General features: G+C 66.6%; 17 protein-coding genes and 1 pseudogene. 5 read left to right on the forward strand and 13 right to left on the reverse strand.

Annotated features, from left to right (window positions below; genetic code table 11):
• Positions 1–7 precede the first annotated feature (7 nt).
• On the forward strand, positions 8–406 hold the full coding sequence (locus tag KF889_03240) for a RidA family protein (protein ID MBX3498432.1): 399 nt from the start codon (positions 8–10) through the stop codon (positions 404–406).
• On the opposite strand, the pseudogene KF889_03245 reads toward KF889_03240, so the two are convergent.
• Positions 398–936 (reverse strand): annotated as a pseudogene (locus tag KF889_03245) (helix-turn-helix transcriptional regulator). The gene KF889_03240 and the pseudogene KF889_03245 overlap by 9 nt on opposite strands.
• Here KF889_03245 and KF889_03250 point away from each other — a divergent pair.
• Positions 886–1,188, forward strand: coding sequence for a hypothetical protein (locus tag KF889_03250; protein MBX3498433.1), 303 nt, complete (start codon positions 886–888; stop codon positions 1,186–1,188). The pseudogene KF889_03245 and the gene KF889_03250 sit on opposite strands and share 51 nt — an antisense overlap.
• A 10-nt stretch (positions 1,189–1,198) precedes the next feature.
• Here the strand turns inward: KF889_03250 and KF889_03255 are convergent, their stop codons facing one another.
• On the reverse strand, positions 1,199–2,014 hold the full coding sequence (locus KF889_03255; protein MBX3498434.1) for an LLM class flavin-dependent oxidoreductase: 816 nt from the start codon (positions 2,012–2,014) through the stop codon (positions 1,199–1,201).
• A gap of 176 nt (positions 2,015–2,190) precedes the next feature.
• On the opposite strand from KF889_03255, the gene KF889_03260 reads away from it, so the two are divergent.
• Entirely contained in the window at positions 2,191–3,234 is a 1,044-nt protein-coding gene (locus KF889_03260; GenBank protein MBX3498435.1) for a TIGR03617 family F420-dependent LLM class oxidoreductase, read from the forward strand.
• A 74-nt stretch (positions 3,235–3,308) separates the two neighbouring features.
• On the opposite strand, the gene KF889_03265 is transcribed toward KF889_03260, so the two are convergent.
• The 4 genes from KF889_03265 to KF889_03280 all read right to left on the reverse strand — a co-directional run bounded on the left by KF889_03265 (position 3,309) and on the right by KF889_03280 (position 6,841).
• Positions 3,309–4,634, reverse strand: a complete 1,326-nt coding sequence (locus KF889_03265) for a TRAP transporter large permease subunit (protein ID MBX3498436.1) — start codon at positions 4,632–4,634, stop codon at positions 3,309–3,311.
• Between the two features lie 19 nt (positions 4,635–4,653).
• Positions 4,654–5,073 carry a TRAP transporter small permease subunit gene (locus tag KF889_03270; protein MBX3498437.1) on the reverse strand — a complete coding sequence of 140 codons (420 nt, stop codon included), beginning with the start codon at positions 5,071–5,073 and terminating at the stop codon, positions 4,654–4,656.
• Positions 5,074–5,174: 101 nt separating this feature from the next.
• Positions 5,175–6,230, reverse strand: a complete 1,056-nt coding sequence (locus tag KF889_03275; GenBank protein MBX3498438.1) for a TRAP transporter substrate-binding protein — start codon at positions 6,228–6,230, stop codon at positions 5,175–5,177.
• 119 nt (positions 6,231–6,349) lie between these two features.
• Positions 6,350–6,841, reverse strand: coding sequence for an acyloxyacyl hydrolase (locus KF889_03280; GenBank protein MBX3498439.1), 492 nt, complete (start codon positions 6,839–6,841; stop codon positions 6,350–6,352).
• 180 nt (positions 6,842–7,021) lie between these two features.
• On the opposite strand from KF889_03280, the gene KF889_03285 reads away from it, so the two are divergent.
• Both KF889_03285 and KF889_03290 read left to right on the forward strand, forming a co-directional pair.
• Positions 7,022–7,411: a response regulator gene (locus KF889_03285; GenBank protein ID MBX3498440.1), complete on the forward strand. Its 390-nt coding sequence runs from the start codon at positions 7,022–7,024 to the stop codon at positions 7,409–7,411.
• A gap of 135 nt (positions 7,412–7,546) precedes the next feature.
• Complete coding sequence (locus KF889_03290; protein MBX3498441.1) at positions 7,547–8,071, forward strand: hypothetical protein; 525 nt, start codon at positions 7,547–7,549, stop codon at positions 8,069–8,071.
• Positions 8,072–8,082: 11 nt separating this feature from the next.
• Here KF889_03290 and KF889_03295 read toward each other — a convergent pair whose 3' ends face one another.
• From KF889_03295 to KF889_03325, 7 genes are all read right to left on the reverse strand, one after another.
• Positions 8,083–8,595, reverse strand: coding sequence for a DUF2314 domain-containing protein (locus KF889_03295; protein MBX3498442.1), 513 nt, complete (start codon positions 8,593–8,595; stop codon positions 8,083–8,085).
• A gap of 229 nt (positions 8,596–8,824) precedes the next feature.
• Positions 8,825–9,673, reverse strand: coding sequence for a serine/threonine protein phosphatase (locus KF889_03300; GenBank protein ID MBX3498443.1), 849 nt, complete (start codon positions 9,671–9,673; stop codon positions 8,825–8,827).
• Between the two features lie 95 nt (positions 9,674–9,768).
• On the reverse strand, positions 9,769–10,926 hold the full coding sequence (locus KF889_03305; protein MBX3498444.1) for a PA0069 family radical SAM protein: 1,158 nt from the start codon (positions 10,924–10,926) through the stop codon (positions 9,769–9,771).
• 56 nt (positions 10,927–10,982) lie between these two features.
• A complete protein-coding gene (locus tag KF889_03310; GenBank protein ID MBX3498445.1) occupies positions 10,983–11,216 on the reverse strand; it encodes a hypothetical protein in 234 nt (77 codons plus the stop codon).
• A 46-nt stretch (positions 11,217–11,262) separates the two neighbouring features.
• The gene (locus KF889_03315; protein MBX3498446.1) at positions 11,263–12,318 is read right to left on the reverse strand and encodes an aminoglycoside phosphotransferase family protein; all 1,056 of its coding nucleotides are present in this window, start codon (positions 12,316–12,318) and stop codon (positions 11,263–11,265) included.
• A 34-nt stretch (positions 12,319–12,352) separates the two neighbouring features.
• A complete protein-coding gene (gene moaB, locus KF889_03320) occupies positions 12,353–12,913 on the reverse strand; it encodes a molybdenum cofactor biosynthesis protein B (protein ID MBX3498447.1) in 561 nt (186 codons plus the stop codon).
• A gap of 28 nt (positions 12,914–12,941) precedes the next feature.
• Positions 12,942–16,478 carry a leucine-rich repeat domain-containing protein gene (locus tag KF889_03325; GenBank protein ID MBX3498448.1) on the reverse strand — a complete coding sequence of 1,179 codons (3,537 nt, stop codon included), beginning with the start codon at positions 16,476–16,478 and terminating at the stop codon, positions 12,942–12,944.
• Between the last annotated feature and the right edge of the window lie 20 nt (positions 16,479–16,498).

Below are 16,498 nucleotides of genomic sequence, written 5' to 3' on the forward strand. Positions count from 1 at the left end.
AGCGACAGTGTTGAAGCCCTATGTATTGAACGACCGGATCCTTGCCCATACCCAGAATGCACCGCACGGCATGGAAGTGCCGCCGAACGCGCGGCTCCTGTTCTGCAACGGACAGGTAGGCGCACGACCGGATGCGACCGTGCCCGTGGACATCCAGGTGCAGGTCGAGGTGATCTTCGAGCGCATCCACGCGATCCTCGACGCTGCCGGCATGGGATTCGGTGACGTCGTGAAGTTCACGGTCTACGTCACCGACAAGTCGATGTTCGACGCCTATTTCCGCGTGCGTGCGCGCATCATGGGCGAGCACCACCCGCCGGCCACGCTGCTGGTCGTCAACGAGTTTCCCCGGCCGGGTGTCGAGGTCGAGATCGAAGCCGTCGCGGCGAAGGCGGCGTCACGCTAGCGCGCCGATGGCGGTCGTGCTGCGCCTTTCGCGAGGGGCCTGCGCCGACATCGCGGTCAGCTTGCGGAACGCCTTGCGGAAGCTGCTTTCGTCGTCATAGCCGACGGCTCGGGCGATGGTCTTGATCGGCTGGCAGCTGGTCTCGAGCAGGGTGCGCGCCATGACGATGCGCGTCTGGGAAATGAAGGCCTGGGGGATTGGCCGGTCAGGTCGCTGAGCCGCCGGTGCAGGGTCCGCTCGCTGAGCTTCAGTGCCTGCGCCAGACGGCGCATGGTCATGGGCACCTTGACGGCATGGCGTGCCAGCTTCTCGGCCTCGACGGCCGTGCGCGCACAGTGTCGAAACTCGGACGGCACTTCTACCTGATGCGCATGGAGTGGTAGCATCGACGGTGACGGCACTCGGATGGGTTGGGCGACATGAGCGAGGGGCAGCACAGGGCCAGGGACGTGACCTTCGTCTGGGGCGAAGATGACAACATGCTGATCACCGAGGTTCGGGTGGTCCGCCACGTGGGCGACACGGATCATGATGCCCGTGGCGCGGCCGCGATCTTCGATTCGGATGCGTTTCCCAATTCCTTCGGCCGCGTGGTCGAGGGCTGGATGGAAGGTGATCCGCGCATGACGCCGGACGGCATTTTCGCCGGGATGCTGGTCGACGGGTTCGCGTCGACGAAGTCCCTCATCCAGGCGCTTCGAGAATTTGCCCTGGTTGAGGAATGCGATTGGGCCCGGCGCTTCCTGGCAGCGATGCCGGCAGACGTGCCGATGGACGACTGATCCGCGGCGTCTACGGCAGCAGCCCGCGGATCTCGTCGAGCATCTCCGGGGCACCCATCGGCACGATCAGCAGCGCGTCGTCGAAGCCGAGATCGGCGATGCGGCGCAGTCGGTCGCGCGCTTCGCTCGTGGAGCAGATCAGCGTCACCTTGGCATGTGCCGGAACATGCGGCGGATCAGGGCGCAGATCGGTGAAGATGTTGGCAAGGATGGCGCGCTTGCCGCCGGCCTTGCGGAACATCTCCAGGCCGATCGGCAGATCCTCCATCGCGCCGTGGATGCCCGAGGCGATCCAGCCGGCGCAGTGATGCGCGGCGAGGTCGATCCAGCGCTGGCTGCGCCAGGCGCCGAGATAGATCGGCGGGCCACCCTCGGTGCCCGGCCACACGGTGAGCGCCGGGCCGTAGACCGGCTCGCCCGCGAAGACCTTGCGGATGACCTGCAGGTGCTCGGGCAGGAGCTTGAAGCGGCGCTCGTAGTCGACCTGCACGCAGTCGAAATCGTGCTTGGTCGAGCCGCTGCCGACGCCGAAGCGGAAACGGCCGCGCGCCATCAGGTGCAGTGTCTGGGCGCGATGGGCGAGCTCGACCGGGTGGCGGATCGGCACCTGGGTGACGCAGGTGCCGAGCTCGATGCGCTCCGTGGCGCTGACGAGCGTGCTCAGGAACATCAGCGGATCGACCATGGCGAAGCCGCGGCCGAAGGCGTCGGTGGTCCATAGTCCAGCAAATCCCAGGCGCTCGACGCGCCGGGCGAAGGCGATGCTGCGGTCGATGAACCCATCCGCCTCGCGCGCGGAGGGAATGGCGACGATGCCGAACTGCATGGCGGCTCCCCTGTACTGCCATTCCCCCGGAGGGGGAGGCGGCGCGGAGCGACGGAAGGGCGATGTCGAAGACGGACTCCTGCGTTCGTCTTGGACACCCCCCTTCCGCCCTGCGGGCACCTTCCCCCTCCGGGGGAAGGTAGGAGTATCGTAGCGGCCAATACGAGGAGGGCCCAATGCGCATCATGACAACCCTGCCGCAGCGCGATCTGCGCCTTGTGCCCGACGCGGCGCGCGCGGCCGAAGCGCAGGGCTATGATGGCGTGGTGACGCTGGAGAACCGCCACGAGCCGTTCCTGTCGCTGGGCGTCGCCGCCGTTGCCACCGAGACGCTGCAGCTCGCCACCGGCGTGGCGATCGCCTTCCCGCGCAGCCCTATGGTGACGGCGAGCACGGCGTGGGACCTGCAGCTCGCCTCGCGCGGCCGCTTCGTGCTGGGCATCGGCCCGCAGGTGCGGGCGCACAACGAGAACCGCTTCTCGGTGAAATGGTCGCCGCCGGCGCCGCGCCTGCGCGAGTACGTCAAGGCGATGCGCGCGATCTGGCGCTGCTGGGAGACCGGCGAGAAGCTGACGTTCGAGGGCGAGCATTACCGCTTCACCCTGATGACGCCGAACTTCACGCCGCCGTCGATGCACCTGCCGATGGTGCCGGTGCAGCTCGCGGCGGTCGGGCCGCACACGCTGCGGCTCGCCGGCGAGGTCGCCGACGGCGTGCGCCTGCATGCCTTCTGCACCCGGGCCTATCTGGAGCAGACGGTGATGCCGAAGCTCGCCGAGGGCTGGGCCAGAAGCGGGCGCCGGCGCGAGAACTTCGAGATCCATGGCGGCGGCTTCATCGCCACCGGGCCGGACGAGGAGGCGGTGGCCAAGAAGGTCGACTGGGTGCGCATGCGCGTTGGCTTCTATGGCTCGACGCCGGCCTACTGGCCGGTGCTCGAGGCGCATGGGCTGGGCGATCTCGGACGCAAGCTCAACGCCATGTCCAAGCAGGGCCAGTGGGCGGCGATGACGAGGGAAATCTCCGACGATGTCGTGCGCCTGTTCGCCGCCGTCGGCACGCACAGGGAGATTGCCGGAGCGATCCGCGAGCGTTTTGCCGGATCCGACTCGGTGTCGGCCAGCACCACCTCGGAGGAGGGCGCCGATCTGCCGCCTGACGTGATCCAGGATATCCAGCGAATCCCGGTGCCCCTCGCCGGCTACGCCAACGCGTGGTGAATGTCTGTCATCCCGGTGCGCAGCGGGGATCAAGGCAGCCTCCTGGATCGCTGCGCTCGGGATGACAGAGGGGCCTACCCCTTCAGCAGCATCGGCAGGAACAGCGCCAGGCCGGGGAAGACGACGAGGAGCGTCACCCGCACCAGCTCGATCAGGAAGAACGGGAAGACACCGCGGAAGGTCTCTCGCATCGGCACATCGGGCGCGAGCGAATTGATGACGAAGACGTTCATGCCGACCGGCGGCGTGATCAGCCCGAGCTCGACCACGATCAGGGCCAGGATGCCGAACCAGATCTTGGTCTGCTCGCTGGTCATGCCGAAGTCGAAATCTGCGATCACCGGCCAGAAGAACGGGATCACCAGCAGGATCATGGACAGCGAGTCCATCAGGCAGCCCAGCCCGATCAGCGCGATCAGCAGGATGACGAGGATGGCGTAGGGACCCAGCCCGCTGGCCACCGCCATCTCGGCCGCCGCCTGCGGCACGCCGCCCCGCGACATGAAGATTTTCAGGAGCTCGGCGCCGAGCAGGATCAGGTAGATCATGCCGGTGGTCTGCGCCGTGCCGAGCAGGCTGGCGCGCAGCTGCGGCCAGCGCACCGAGCCGCGCACGACGCCGTAGAGCGCCACGAGGAAGGCACCGATCGCCGCCGCCGGCGTGGGATTGAAGAAGCCGAGATAGATGCCGCCGATCACCAGCCCGAAGACGACGACGACCGGCAGCACGCCGATGGTGGCGGCGATCATCTCCCGGCGCGGTACCGGATCGGCCCGCGGCCCGGCTTCCGGCCTGAACCACACGTAGATCCAGATCGTGATCATGAAGAGGACGGTGGCGATCAGGCCGGGGATCAGCGCCGCCATGAACATGGTGACGATGTTGGCCTCGACGATGACGGCGTAGATCACCAGGACGATCGACGGCGGGATCAGGATGCCAAGCACGCCGCCGGCCGCCAGGGTGCCGGTGGCCAGCGACGGCGCGTAGCGGTAGCGGCGCAGCTCGGGCAGGGCGACCTGGCCCATGGTCGAAGCGGTGGCCAGGGACGAGCCGCAGACCGAGCCGAAGCCGGCGCAGGCGACGATCGCCGCCATCGCCACACCGCCGCGCATGCGGCCCAGCCAGGCGTGCGCGGCGCGGAACAGGTCGCGGCTCAGCCCGGCATGCGTGGCGAGGTAGCCCATCAGCACGAACATCGGCACGACCGACAGGTCGTAGATCGAGAACTGCGAGTAAGCGAGGTTCTTGAGCTGCGACAGCACGATCGCCGGGCCGTTGAGGATCGCCGTGCCGATGCCGCCGACCAGGATCATCGAGTATGCGATGGGCACGCGCACGACGATCAGCGCCACGAGCGCGGCGAGACCGATCAGGCCGATGAGGATGTGCTGGTCCAAGGAGTCCCGCGCCGCCGCTTCAGTGTCCGGACGAGGCCGGCGTGCGCGGACCCGCCAGCGCGTCGCGCAGCGAGATCAGCGCCGCCGCCACCAGCAGCGCGAGCGAGGCCAGGATCGGCACATAGGCGACCCAGATGGGAAAGCCGACGATGGTCGTGGTCTCGCGATACTCGCGCAGCTCGATCAGGCCCAGCGCCATGCGCCAGAGCAGCAGCGCAGCGAAGGCCAACGCAATGGCGCCGGCGACGGCCGACAGCGTGGCCACCACCGAAGGCCGCGCGTTCTGTGTGAAGATGTCGGCGGTCACGTTGGCGCCGGTGAGCTGGCAGTAGGGCAGGAAGGCGAAGGCCGCCACCGCGACGCCGACCTCGACCAGCTCGAAATCGCCGGCCAGCGGCTTGCCGAACAGGATGTCGGCCACCAGGCTGTAGGCGTTCATCAGGATGATGCTCACCAGCAGCAGACCGCCGGCCAGCGCCCACAGCTCGATGACGCGGCGGGCGGTGCCGATCACGCCCTCCCGCCGCGATGCCGGCCCGATCACTTGCTGTACTTGGCGATTGTCTTGCGCGCCGTGTCCACGAGCTCCTTGCCGTCGATGCCCTTGGCCGAAACCTCCTTGATCCAGCGGTCGACCACGGGCTCGAGCTTGGCGCGGAACGCCTCCATCTCCTTGTCGGTGAGCTCGATGTGGGTGTGGCCCGCCTTCTTCACCAGGCCGATGCCGACGTCCTCGCTGTCGGTCCAGATCTTGCCGACCTCGCGCCACCAGCTTTCGCCGGACACCTCCATGATCGCCTTCTGGATGTCGGGCGGCAGGCTCTTCCACTTCGCCTCGTTCATCGACACCTGGAAGGTCGTGGTGCCGAAGCGAATGCGGTCCTTGCCCTCGATCTGGTACTTGGTGAGCTCGTGCAGCTTGAGCGGTGGAATGATCTCCCATGGCACCAGCGCGCCGTCGACCACCTTCTTCGACAGCGCCTGCGGCAGGTCGGGCACCGGCATGCCAACCGGCGTGGCGCCCAGCGCCTCCAGCAGCCAGGCGCCGGTGCGTGTGGGAATGCGGATCTTCTTGCCCTTCAGGTCGTCGGGGGTACGCACCGGCGTGTCGACCATGTGGATGCCCTGCCCGGCATGCACGTGCAGCCACATCACCTTCACGCCCTGGTATTCCGGCGCAAGGTGCTTGTCGAACATCTCGCGCATGGCGAGGTTGGTGGCCTGCAGGTTGTTGGTGTGCACGAAGGGCAGCTCGAAAACCTCCGAGCGCGGGAACAGCGCCGGCGTGTAGCCGTTGACCGTCCACACCAGGTCGACCACTCCGTCGCGCGCCTGCTTGATAAGATCCGGCGGCTTGCCGCCCAGTGACATCGACGGGAAAATCTCGATCTGCACCTTGCCGCCGGTCGCCTTGGCAACGCGCTGGGCCCAAGGCTCGAGCATCAGCGTATGGGCCGGCGATCTCGGCCCGAGCAGGTGGTGCAGCTTGAGCTTGAACTGCGGGCTGTTCTGGCCCAGGGCCCGGCCCGCCGTCGTCGCTGCGGTGGCGGCCAGCGCCGTGGCGCCGGCGTTGACGATGAATTTGCGTCTGTGCATCGTGTTCCTCCCGTCCCCACCGGCCGGCCCTGCCGCTTCATGCGGTCGTTGGTGCCACGGTCGCGTCAGCCTAAGCCGGAGCAGCCGCGCCGGTCACCAGCAAAAAAGATGGTCGGCGCTCAGAACCGGTGCGAGAGGCGCACGCCGATATTGTCGAGGCCGGGGTTGGGCCGCGCGATATAGGCGCTGGAGATGTGCTCGTAATAGACCGACACGCGGTGCTGCGGCGAGAACTGGAAGCCGAACTCGAAGGAGGGATGGAACAGCACGCGCCCGCCCAGCGCCTTCTTGCCCGACGTACCTGTAAGGTTGCCGTTGTGGATCGCCGGGCCGACACCGGCGCCGAAGAAGAAGCGGTCGATCATGAACTCCAGCCTGATGTCGAAGTAGACCAGGCTGGTGCCGTTGCCCGTGGTGAAGCTGCCGCCCACCACCGGCCGCAGATCGGCGAAGCCGAGGACCTTGACTGAAGGCGCGAAGGCCACCTCGCCATTGAAGGCGACGCCGCCATCGACCCGGCGGCTGGCCCATAGCGGCACGTCGTGTGCCAGCACGCCGCCGCGGATCTCGTGGATCAGTCCCTGGGCCAGGGCCGGGGCGGGCTGAGCCAAGGCCAATACCAGTAATAGTCCCGAGCCCACATTTCGCAACGACATCCGGGGTCCTCCTTACCGCAGTGTGACCGAGCCTTCCGAAATGGACCAGTCCCGGCTTGCCGATTGCGCCGGAGTGGAGGATTCTGGCGCTGATGGAGCCGCCAATATTGCTTGGCCGATACTGCAGGTGATTGCATGGAACGGCGCGCGCAGACGATCCTGCTCGTTGATGACGATCCCAATATCAGGGAATCGATCAGTGAGACGTTGCGCCGCTACAAGCACGACGTCAGCACGGCCGGCAGCCTGGCCGAGGCGCGCCGGATCCTGTCGACCGGCACCCGGTCCTTCGAGCTGGTGATCACCGACATCCGCCTGCCGGACGGCACCGGCCTGCAGCTGGCGCACGAGATCATCGCCAACCTCTCGCCACCGCCGCGCATCATCCTGATCACCGGCTTCCTCGACGATCCGCAGATCACCTCGCTACTGGTCAACGGTCAGGCCGAGGTGCTGCTCAAGCCCTTCCCGCTGCGCACCCTGCTGCAGCACGTCGCCGGCCCCGTCCGGGCGCACGCCGCCTAACGTCTCCTCGACGTCACGCCGCAGGTCCGGCCGGGTTCGCCCGACAAGGGGGGCCAGGCAGTTGCTGCACGCGCCCTGTCCGAGCATCGCCAGCCGATGTATCGTGCTACCCAAGAATTGTTGGGGAACGGGGACATGGCGAGGTTGTTGGCGTTGGCGGTTGTTGCGTCGGCACTCGCCGGGTGCACGGATCCTGGCAAGCTCCATGTCCCGGACTTCCACACGCCGGTCTACAAGCGCGCCGCCCCGCTCGACGCCAAGGCGACCACCCGGGAGGGCTGGTACCTGCGCTGCAGCAAGGACCGCAAGAGCTGCAGTGTCGAGCTCGACGTCAGCTATATCGGCCGCTATCGCGAGAACACGGTCAGGGGGACGTTCAGTTACAGAGTGCCCGGTGACCGCTTCACGCTGGCGCTGCGGGCCCAGCCCTCCAGCGTGCGCATCCAGGTCGACGACAATGAGCCCATGACGATGCGCTGCCCGGGCCGGATCTGCGTTGTTCGCGCGCAGCCCCTGCTGGCGCAAATGCAGCACGGCATCGTGCTGCGGCTCGATATCAAGGCCCCGACCTTCGCGTATCCCGAAAGGCAGTCTTTCGCGCTGTACGGCGCCTTCAACGACATGCGCGACGCCGCGCTGCGCGAGATCGGCGCGCGCTAGAGCCGTCGAGGTCAGTCGCAGACCAGCCCGGTCGCGCGCTTCATCTCCTCGGCGTTCTTGCGCGACTCCCGGGTGAGCAGGGCGCAGAGGGTGAAATTGCCGACCATGCGCCGCCGACGGTCGTCGACATACATCCAGTCGCGGATTTCCTCGCGGCCGAAGGTCATGACCTGGCCCTCGCGCACCGTCGTGACCGAGCGCGGCGTGTTGTTGATCTGGCCGGTGAAGCGATCGCCGCTGCGCGCGAGGTCGGTGACCCAGAAATACTCGCCCTTCTCGCCGTCGCGCACGAGCAGCTTGACGGCGTAGAGCCGCGTGTCCGGCGGCGGCTTGTCGAGCAGCGCGAGAAAGCCGTCCAGCCCGGCACGCGCCTTGGCGAAGGCGGCCGCCATCGCGGGATCGCTGTCGGACATCGAGACGATCTCGTCCCGCCGCGCACGTTCAAGCGCGCTTTGCGCGATGGCGGCGCCGATGTCGAGGAGGAGCAGGGTGCAAGTGGTGAGCAGGCCGGCAAGGGTCTTCATATCGCATATCATAGAGATTGTATGGACTATATCCTATGCATCTAATACGTGTCCTTCGGCATTCCTTGGGGTCCATTCTGGATCAGTCCCTACGAGCATCTCTGGTGCCATTGTGATACAATGCATGTATGATCAAGGGTCTCAAGATTCTCAGCTTTGCGGTGATCGGCAGCTTCGTCACCGGTCTGGTGGCCGGTGCCGTCCTGACGCTGACCGGCGCCTAGTGCAATCAGGCTGAGCCCGGCCGCGGCCGGCCGGCACGCAGGATGCGGTAGCGGCCATCCTCGATCCGTGCCGCGGTGACGATGCCGCTGCGCGCGCTGCCGCCGTCGAGACCCAGCCGATCGTGCTGGAAGAGATGCGGGTCATCCTGGCCGGTGAGCTCGCGGTGCCGCGGCGGCGGTGTGTGGCCATGCACCACAAGCGTGCCGCCGAAGCCGCCCTGCCAGTCCAGGAAGCCCTCCATGATCCAGGCCCAAGTGGCGCCGATGAAGGCGCTCCAGGGCCGCGCCAGGAATTCCGCGACATCGACGCGCGGATCGAGCCCGCCATGGACGAAGACGGCGTTGCCGACTCGCACGTGCGAGCGGCTCGCCGTCAGGCGCTCCAGGACACCGGCGCCCAGCCCCGCCTCGAGCAGCGTCCCGTCCAGCGCGGCCTCGGGTATGCCCGCCTGGGCACGCAGTTCCTCGAGCACCTTGCCGCCGCCCATGCGCTCGCCCAGCCACATCGCCCGCGCCTTGTTCGCGTGCGGACCGTCGCCGACCGCCAGCAGCATCATCTGCTCGTGGTTGCCCATCAGCCGGTCGATGCGATCGACGCCGCGGGCGCGCTCGTCCTCGTTCCACAGGCGCAACACCTCCAGATTGCGCGGCCCGCGATCGATCAGGTCGCCGAGATAGACGAGACGTCTCGGCCCCGGCGCGCCGGCCGCCTCGTCGGCGATGACCGCCAGCAGCGCTGCGAGCTCATCGGCGCAGCCATGCACGTCGCCGACGGCGAACACCGTGCCGCCGCCCAGCGCGAAGGGCGCCGGCCGCCAATCGCCGATGTCGACCGGCATGCTGCCCTGAACCATTGCCTGCTCTCCGCGGTGACTCTCACGGCGCACGGTATCGCGACACCAGTCGATAGGGCAGCGCAACAACGGCGATACTTGTTGCTGCGCGACGATCAGAACAGCGACATCTGCCGCGTGTCCTTGCCGCTCATCGACTCCGGGACCCGGAACTGCGTGGTGTCGAGCTGGTAACGGAACTTGTTGAACCCGAACTTCTTCGCCGCCAGGTCGAAGCGCTGGCGGATCAGCTGCGCCAGGGTGCCGGTGCCGGTCATGCGCTGGCCCCACTCGGAATCGTAGATCTTGCCGCCGCGCATCTGCCTGACCAGCGACAGCACGCGCTCGGCGCGGTCGGGAAAATGCTCGCGCAGCCATTCCTCGAAGAGCTGGGCGATCTCCAGGGGCAGGCGCAGCACGGTGTAGCCGGCGCGCTGGGCGCCCGCCTGGTGCGCCGCCTCGAGGATCGCCTCCATCTCGTGATCGTTGATCGCCGGGATCATCGGTGCCGCCATCACGCCGCACGGCACGCCGGCCTGGTTGAGCGCGCGGATGGCGGCGACGCGCCGGGTCGGCGTCGAGGCGCGCGGCTCCATGATGTTGGCGAGGTGGCGGTCGAGCGTCGTCACCGACAGGAAGACCTGCACCAGGTTCCTCCTGGCCATCGGCGCCAGGATGTCGATGTCGCGCGTCACCAGCGCGTTCTTGGTGACGATGCCCACCGGGTGGTTGAACTCGGCCAGCACCTGCAGGATGCGGCGCATCAATTTCAGATCGCGCTCGACCGGCTGGTAGGGATCGGTGTTGGTGCCCATCGCGATGACGTCGCAGCGATAGGAACGCCGGGCCAGCTCCTGACGCAGCAGCTCGGGCGCGTCGGGCTTGAACAGCAGCTTGGTCTCGAAGTCGAGGCCGGGCGACAGGCCGAGATATGCGTGGGTAGGCCGTGCGAAGCAATAGACGCAGCCATGCTCGCAGCCGCGATAGGGGTTGATCGAGCGGTCGAACGGCACGTCGGGCGAAGTGTTGCGCGCGATCACCGTGCGCGACGCATCGCGCGTCAGCGTGGTCGCAAGCCGCGGCGGCTCATCGTCGTCGGGATGCGGGTTGACCTTGAGCGGATCGCGCTCGTCGGCCGAGCCCCAGCCGTCGTCGACCGCCACCGTGCTCTGCGAATCGTAGCGCACCGGCGGATTGCTGATCGCGCCGCGCCCCTTGCGGGCGCGCGCGTCCAGCGCGTCGATCGAAGCGGGGACTTTGAGCGGCCGGGCCATGCCCGGAAAGCTAGACCCGGACTAGGAACATAACAAGAACAAATCGGCAGCCGGCCTCAGCCGAGCCAGGCCTGAACGGTGCGGGTGATCGCGACCGGAATCAGCAGGATCACGGCGGCGATCGCGGCGAAGATGATGATGCCGTTGGCCACGCCCAGGGTCAGCAGCAGGATTTCCTCGAAGTGGCCGCGCGGCACGCCGAAGGCGCGATTGACCCAGAACAGGACGAAACCCAGGGTGTCGGCCAGCAGGAACACCATGATTCGGCTGCGGATCGCGTCCCAATCCATCGGGCAATCGTCTCTGTATCCAACAATACCGGCCATCATACAGATATCACTGAAGAAGATCATCCCGCCATTCTGCCCGCATGGCGTGTATCGAGTCCGCTTTGAAGCAATCGTCGATACGCCGATCGATGTGCGCCAGCATGGCCGGCGCCATGCCCGATGCGCTCCACTGCCCGGGATCGGCCGGATCGCGCGGCGCCCGGGTCTGCACCCGCCAGCGGCAGAAAAAGACCATGGTGCGCAGCCAGGTCAGGCGGCGCATGGGCAGCAGCCAAGGCCGCAGGGCCGACGCCGGCCCTCCGCCGATGCGCTCCAGATAACGCCTGTGGAAAACCCGCAGCTCGTCGATGCTCAAGACCTGCTCGGCCGCCTCCGTCCACAGCGTCGAGGTCGGCAGGCTGGCATGGGCGAGGTCGATCGCGGCGGAACCGCCATGGACCTTCTCCAGGTCGACGAACCAGGCCTTGCCGGCGTCGTCGACGAGGAAATTGCCGGGATGGGTGTCGCCCAGCGCCAGGGCCATGGGCTGCGGCCGCCGGCCGAGCGTCAGCGCCATGGCGCGCAGCGCGTGCAGTTCCTCGGCGAGCCCGGCGCGGGCGCGGGGCTCGGGCACGGCGTGGTCGAGGAAGCGGGCGGCGTGATCTTCGATCACCTCCATGGTGGCGCGGAACGGATTGTCCAGGCGCGGCAATACCGAGTCATTCGCCGGCAGCGGCAGGGCGTGCAAGGCCGCCAGCGTGTCGGCGATCAGCGCCATCTCGTGCGGCAGGTGCGGCGGTCGACCGTCGATGGCATCGACGATCAGCACGCCGCCGGGCAGGCCGTCGGCCGGCTCGATCAGCTCGACGAGTCGCGGCGTGACGTCGGCCTGCTCGACATGCCGGAACGCCGCCGCCTGCCGATGCAGCCGCGCGCTCGCGCCGGCATCGCCGGGATGGGCGTAGGCGATGCGCGCCAGCAGGCGACGACCGTCGATGGGCGGCACGATGCGCACATGGCCGTGCGCCGTGCCGGTCGCGGCAAGCGGAACAAGGTCGTCGATCGAGAGCTGCGCGAAAGGCGGCCGCGCGCGCAGCGCGGCGAGGAGCGGGGCGAGGCTCATGGAGAGGTTCCCGGGAGCGCCGACAGTCCTGCGTTCAGCCGCTGCGCGGGATCTTGCCCTCGTTCAGCCGCGGCATCAGCTCGGCGAAGTTGCAGGGCCGGAAGCGGATGTCGAGCTGCCATTTCAGGATCTCGTCCCAGCCGTCGCGGCAGGCACCGGTCGAGCCGGGCAGGGCGAAGATGTAGGTGCCGTTGGCGACGCCGGCGGTGGCGCGGCTCTGCATGGTCGACGTGCCGATCTTCTGGAAGCTGACCCAGCGGAAGGTCTCGCCGAAACCCTCGATCTTCTTCTCGAACAGCCCCTCCAGCGCCTCCGGCGTCACGTCGCGGCCGGTGACGCCCGTGCCGCCGGTGGTGATCACCGCCTCGATTGCGGCATCGTTGATCCAGCGGCCGACGACCGCACGAATTTTGTCGACGTCGTCGGTGACGATCGCGCGGTCGGCCAGGGTGTGGCCGGCGGCGGTCAGCCGGTCGACCAGCGTCTGGCCCGACGTGTCCGTTTCCAGGGTGCGCGTGTCCGAGACGGTTAGGATGGCGATGTTCACAGGCTTGAACGGCCTGGACTGGTCGATGCGGTCGGCGGGGTTGGTCATGACGCGCTCCACGCGGGCGAGATTGTCGTTATAGACCAACACCGGCTATTCCATAGAAGTCGCGCAAGCTGCCGAGGCAGTTCTTGTTCCAGCCGACGGTCGGGAGATCCCTGGGCACGCCGGCGACCGTCGAGTCGGCGAGGACCACCTCCTTCAGCGTCGGCTTGCGCAGCAGATCCAGCGGTATGCCCTCGAGAGTGCACCTCGAGCAGCCGACTGACACGAGCGCATTCGGCCCGGCGATCGCGTCGAGTGATGTGATCGCTGTCTCGTCGCACTCGAGCGCCTCCAACGTCCCTACCGACGCGAGCGGCGCAAGCGAGGTGATTTTCGTTCGCGAACACTTGAGCTTGCGCAGCTTGGGAAAGTTCGCCAGAGGTGCGAGTGACGCAATCGACGTGAAGCTGCAGTCCAGCACCTGCAGCCCGGTCAGCTTGGCAAGCGGCTCGAGCGACGTGATGGCCGTAGCGGAGACATCGAGCTCTTCCAATGCGATCAGGTGGGCGATCGGATCGAGTGTGGTGACCTCGGTGCTTGCGCAGTCGAGTTTTCTCAGCGCCGTCAGCCCGGCGAGAGGCTCAAGGGTCGCGATGGGGCTGCCGCTGCACTGGAGTTCTCGCAACGCAGTCAGCCCGGCAAGGGGAGCAAGCGACGACACGGAAGTGGAAAAGCACCAGAGCTTTTGCAGCGCCGTCAGCCCGGCGAGAGCTTCGAGGGACGCCACCTTCGAGGCTGAACAGTCGAGCTCACGCAGCGCGGTGAGACGGGCGAGCGGAGCGATCGACTTGAATGGGTTGTCCGCGCACCTCAGTTCCTCCAACGCGGTAAGTCCGGCAAGAGCATCGAGGGACGTGGCATTGATGCCTCTGCAGTCGAGCACGCGCAACGCGGTCAGGCCGGCGAGGGGATCGAGGGACTCGACGTAGGATTGGGTTATGTCAATCTCTTCCAACGCGACCAGGTTCGAGATCGGATCCAGGGATGAGATCTCCGTGTCCGAGCAGCGAAGTCGCCGCAAGGCCGTCAGCCCGCTGATTGGGGCGAGGGACTCGATCTTGTTCATGGCGAGGTCGAGGTTCTGAAGCCCCGTCAGCCGGGCGAGCGGCTCGAACGACAAGCCCTCCATTTCTGTGCAGTGGAGTTCGCGCAGCGCAGTCAATCCGCCGAGCGGTTCGAGCGACGCGCCCTCGGTGCCCGAGCAGTCGAGTTCCTGCAAAGCCGTCAGTCCGGCGAGTGGTTCGAAGGACGCGACCTTCATGTACGCGCAGTGCAGTCGCCGAAGTGTGGTCAGGCCGGCGAGCGGGGCCAGCGAGGTCACCTTGGTGTTCGAGCAGTCGAGTTCCCGCAACGCGGGCAACCTGGCGATGGGAAGAAGAGACGAGATCCTCGTATAATGACAGTAGAGGGCTCGCAGCTTGGTCAGCTTGGCGAGGGGCTTGAGGGTGCTTACCCTCGTCTCGAAACAGTTGAGCTCTTCCAGGGCGGTCAGCTCCGCGAGCGGCGCTAGCGTCGAGATGCCGGTGCCGCTGCAATCCAGGGACCGCAGCGCCGGCAGGCCGCGCACGAAGTCGAGGTCGCGAGCGTCCGAGCACTCGATCGATAGCTCCTCCAGGTCGGCAAGCTGCGACAGAGCCGCCAGACCCCGGGCGATGCCATTGGAGGGGCCCACCTTCGATGGCCGCAACCAGTAACGACCCTTCCGACCGTTACCAAGATCCAGCGATTTGAGATGACGCAGGTCGAACAGGCTGGGCGGCAGGGATGTAAGGCCCAGGCCCGAGAGGTCGAGTGCGCCGGTGCGCCGCTCGGCCTCCTCGGCAATGCGTACGAGGGCAACAGCGTGACCGGGTGATTCACGTTCTGTCGCCGACGCCTTGGGCCTGCGCCGGTGTCGCGGAGCGACGTTGAAGCGATGATCGTTGGATGCGCCGGACTTCAGAAAGAACAGTTTGGGTAGGTCCTCGACGGGCTGGGTCGACTTAATCGGCGTGTCGCGGCAGTCGAGGTCCCACAGGGCGGTCAGTCCAGCCAGCGGCTTGAGCGACGTGATCTCGGTGCCGGAACAGTCGAGCGACTTGAGTGCGGTGTGGCCAGCAAGCGGCTCGAGGGATGTGACCTGCGTATGTGCACATTCGAGGTGTTCCAAGGCAGTCAAACCGGCCAATGGTTCAAGCGACGCCACCCGGGTGCGCGAGCAGTCGACCCATGTCAAGGCGGTCAGGCTGGTGAGCGGTTCGAGCGAGGCAACCTGTGTGCCTGGAAAATCGACCACCCGCAGAGCGGTCAAGCTGGCCAGTGGCTGGAGCGACGTGACCTTCGTATCCCCGCAGTAGAGACTCTCCAGCCTCGCCAGATTGGCGAGGGGTTCAAGCGATGTGATCTGTGTCTCGGCGCACTCTAGCGTTTCCAGGGCATGAAGCTGGGCAAGCGGCTCGATCGAGGCGACCTGCGTGCGTGAGCAGTTGAGGCGGTCCAGCGTGGTCAGGCCAGCGAGGGGCTCGAGTGACGCGACCGGCGTGTCACAGCAGAAAAGCAACTTCAGGCGCTTCAGGCCGGCGAGAGGCTCAAGCGAGGTGACCTGCGTCTCCTCGCAATGGAGCGACTCCAGATCGGGCATCCCGGCCAGTACGTCAATCGAGGCGATGGGCGTGTGTCCAACGTCGAGCGAACGAAGCGCGCTCATACCCGCGAGTGGCTCAAGCGATGTAACCTGCGAATCTCCGCAGTCCAGTGTCTGCATGTTGATGTTGCCGGCGAGGGGGGCGAGCGAGTTGACATTCGTTCGCCAGCATCTGAACGACCTCAGTTCGCGCAAGCGGGCAAGGGGCTCGAGCGACGTCACCTTGCAAGAGCAGTCGAGCGATTGGAGCGCGGTCATGTTGCGTAACGGCTCGAGCGACGCGACGTCCGTGTATGAACAATCGAGCGACTGCAACGCGGTGAGGTTGGTGAGCGGCTCCAGCGACTCGATCTCTGTTCTCGAGCAATCGAGCGAGCGAAGTGCGGATAGGTTGGCAAGCGGCTCAAGCGTCGTGACCTCGGTGCTCGAGCAATCAAGCGACTGGAGCGCAGTCAGGGTAGCTAGAGGGGCAAGCGAAACGACCTTTGTGCTCTTGAAGCTGACTGATTGCAGGGTGCCCAGACCAGCAAGCGGCTCAAGCGAAGTAACGCCCGTTGACGAGCAGTCGATCGCTTCCAGTCTGGTCAGGCAGGAGAGCGGCTCGAGGGAGCCGATCCCCGTGTCCGAGCAGTTGATTGATCGCAGAGCAACCAGACCACCCACGAATGCCAGATCGCGCACGTAGGAGCCGGCGATCGAAAGCGCCTCAAGCCCCTCAAATTGCCGCCAGATCTCTAGGCTTGCTGCAATCTTGCTGATCTTCCTGTCACCGAAGCGGTCGCTACCAAGGTCAAGCGATCGCAGATGTCGCAGGTCGAACAGGCTGTCTGGCAGGGATGTCAGGCCCAGGCCCGAAAGATCGAGCGTGCCCGTACGTTGTTCGGCTTCCTCGGCGATGCGTGTGTGAGCAATGGCATCGCCGTCGTGATGCAGTTTCTCAACCATGAGTATAGTCTAGGCTGAGA

It is taken from the genome of Alphaproteobacteria bacterium, from assembly GCA_019635875.1.
In the GTDB taxonomy this organism is placed as follows: Bacteria; Pseudomonadota; Alphaproteobacteria; order Reyranellales; family Reyranellaceae; genus JAFAZJ01.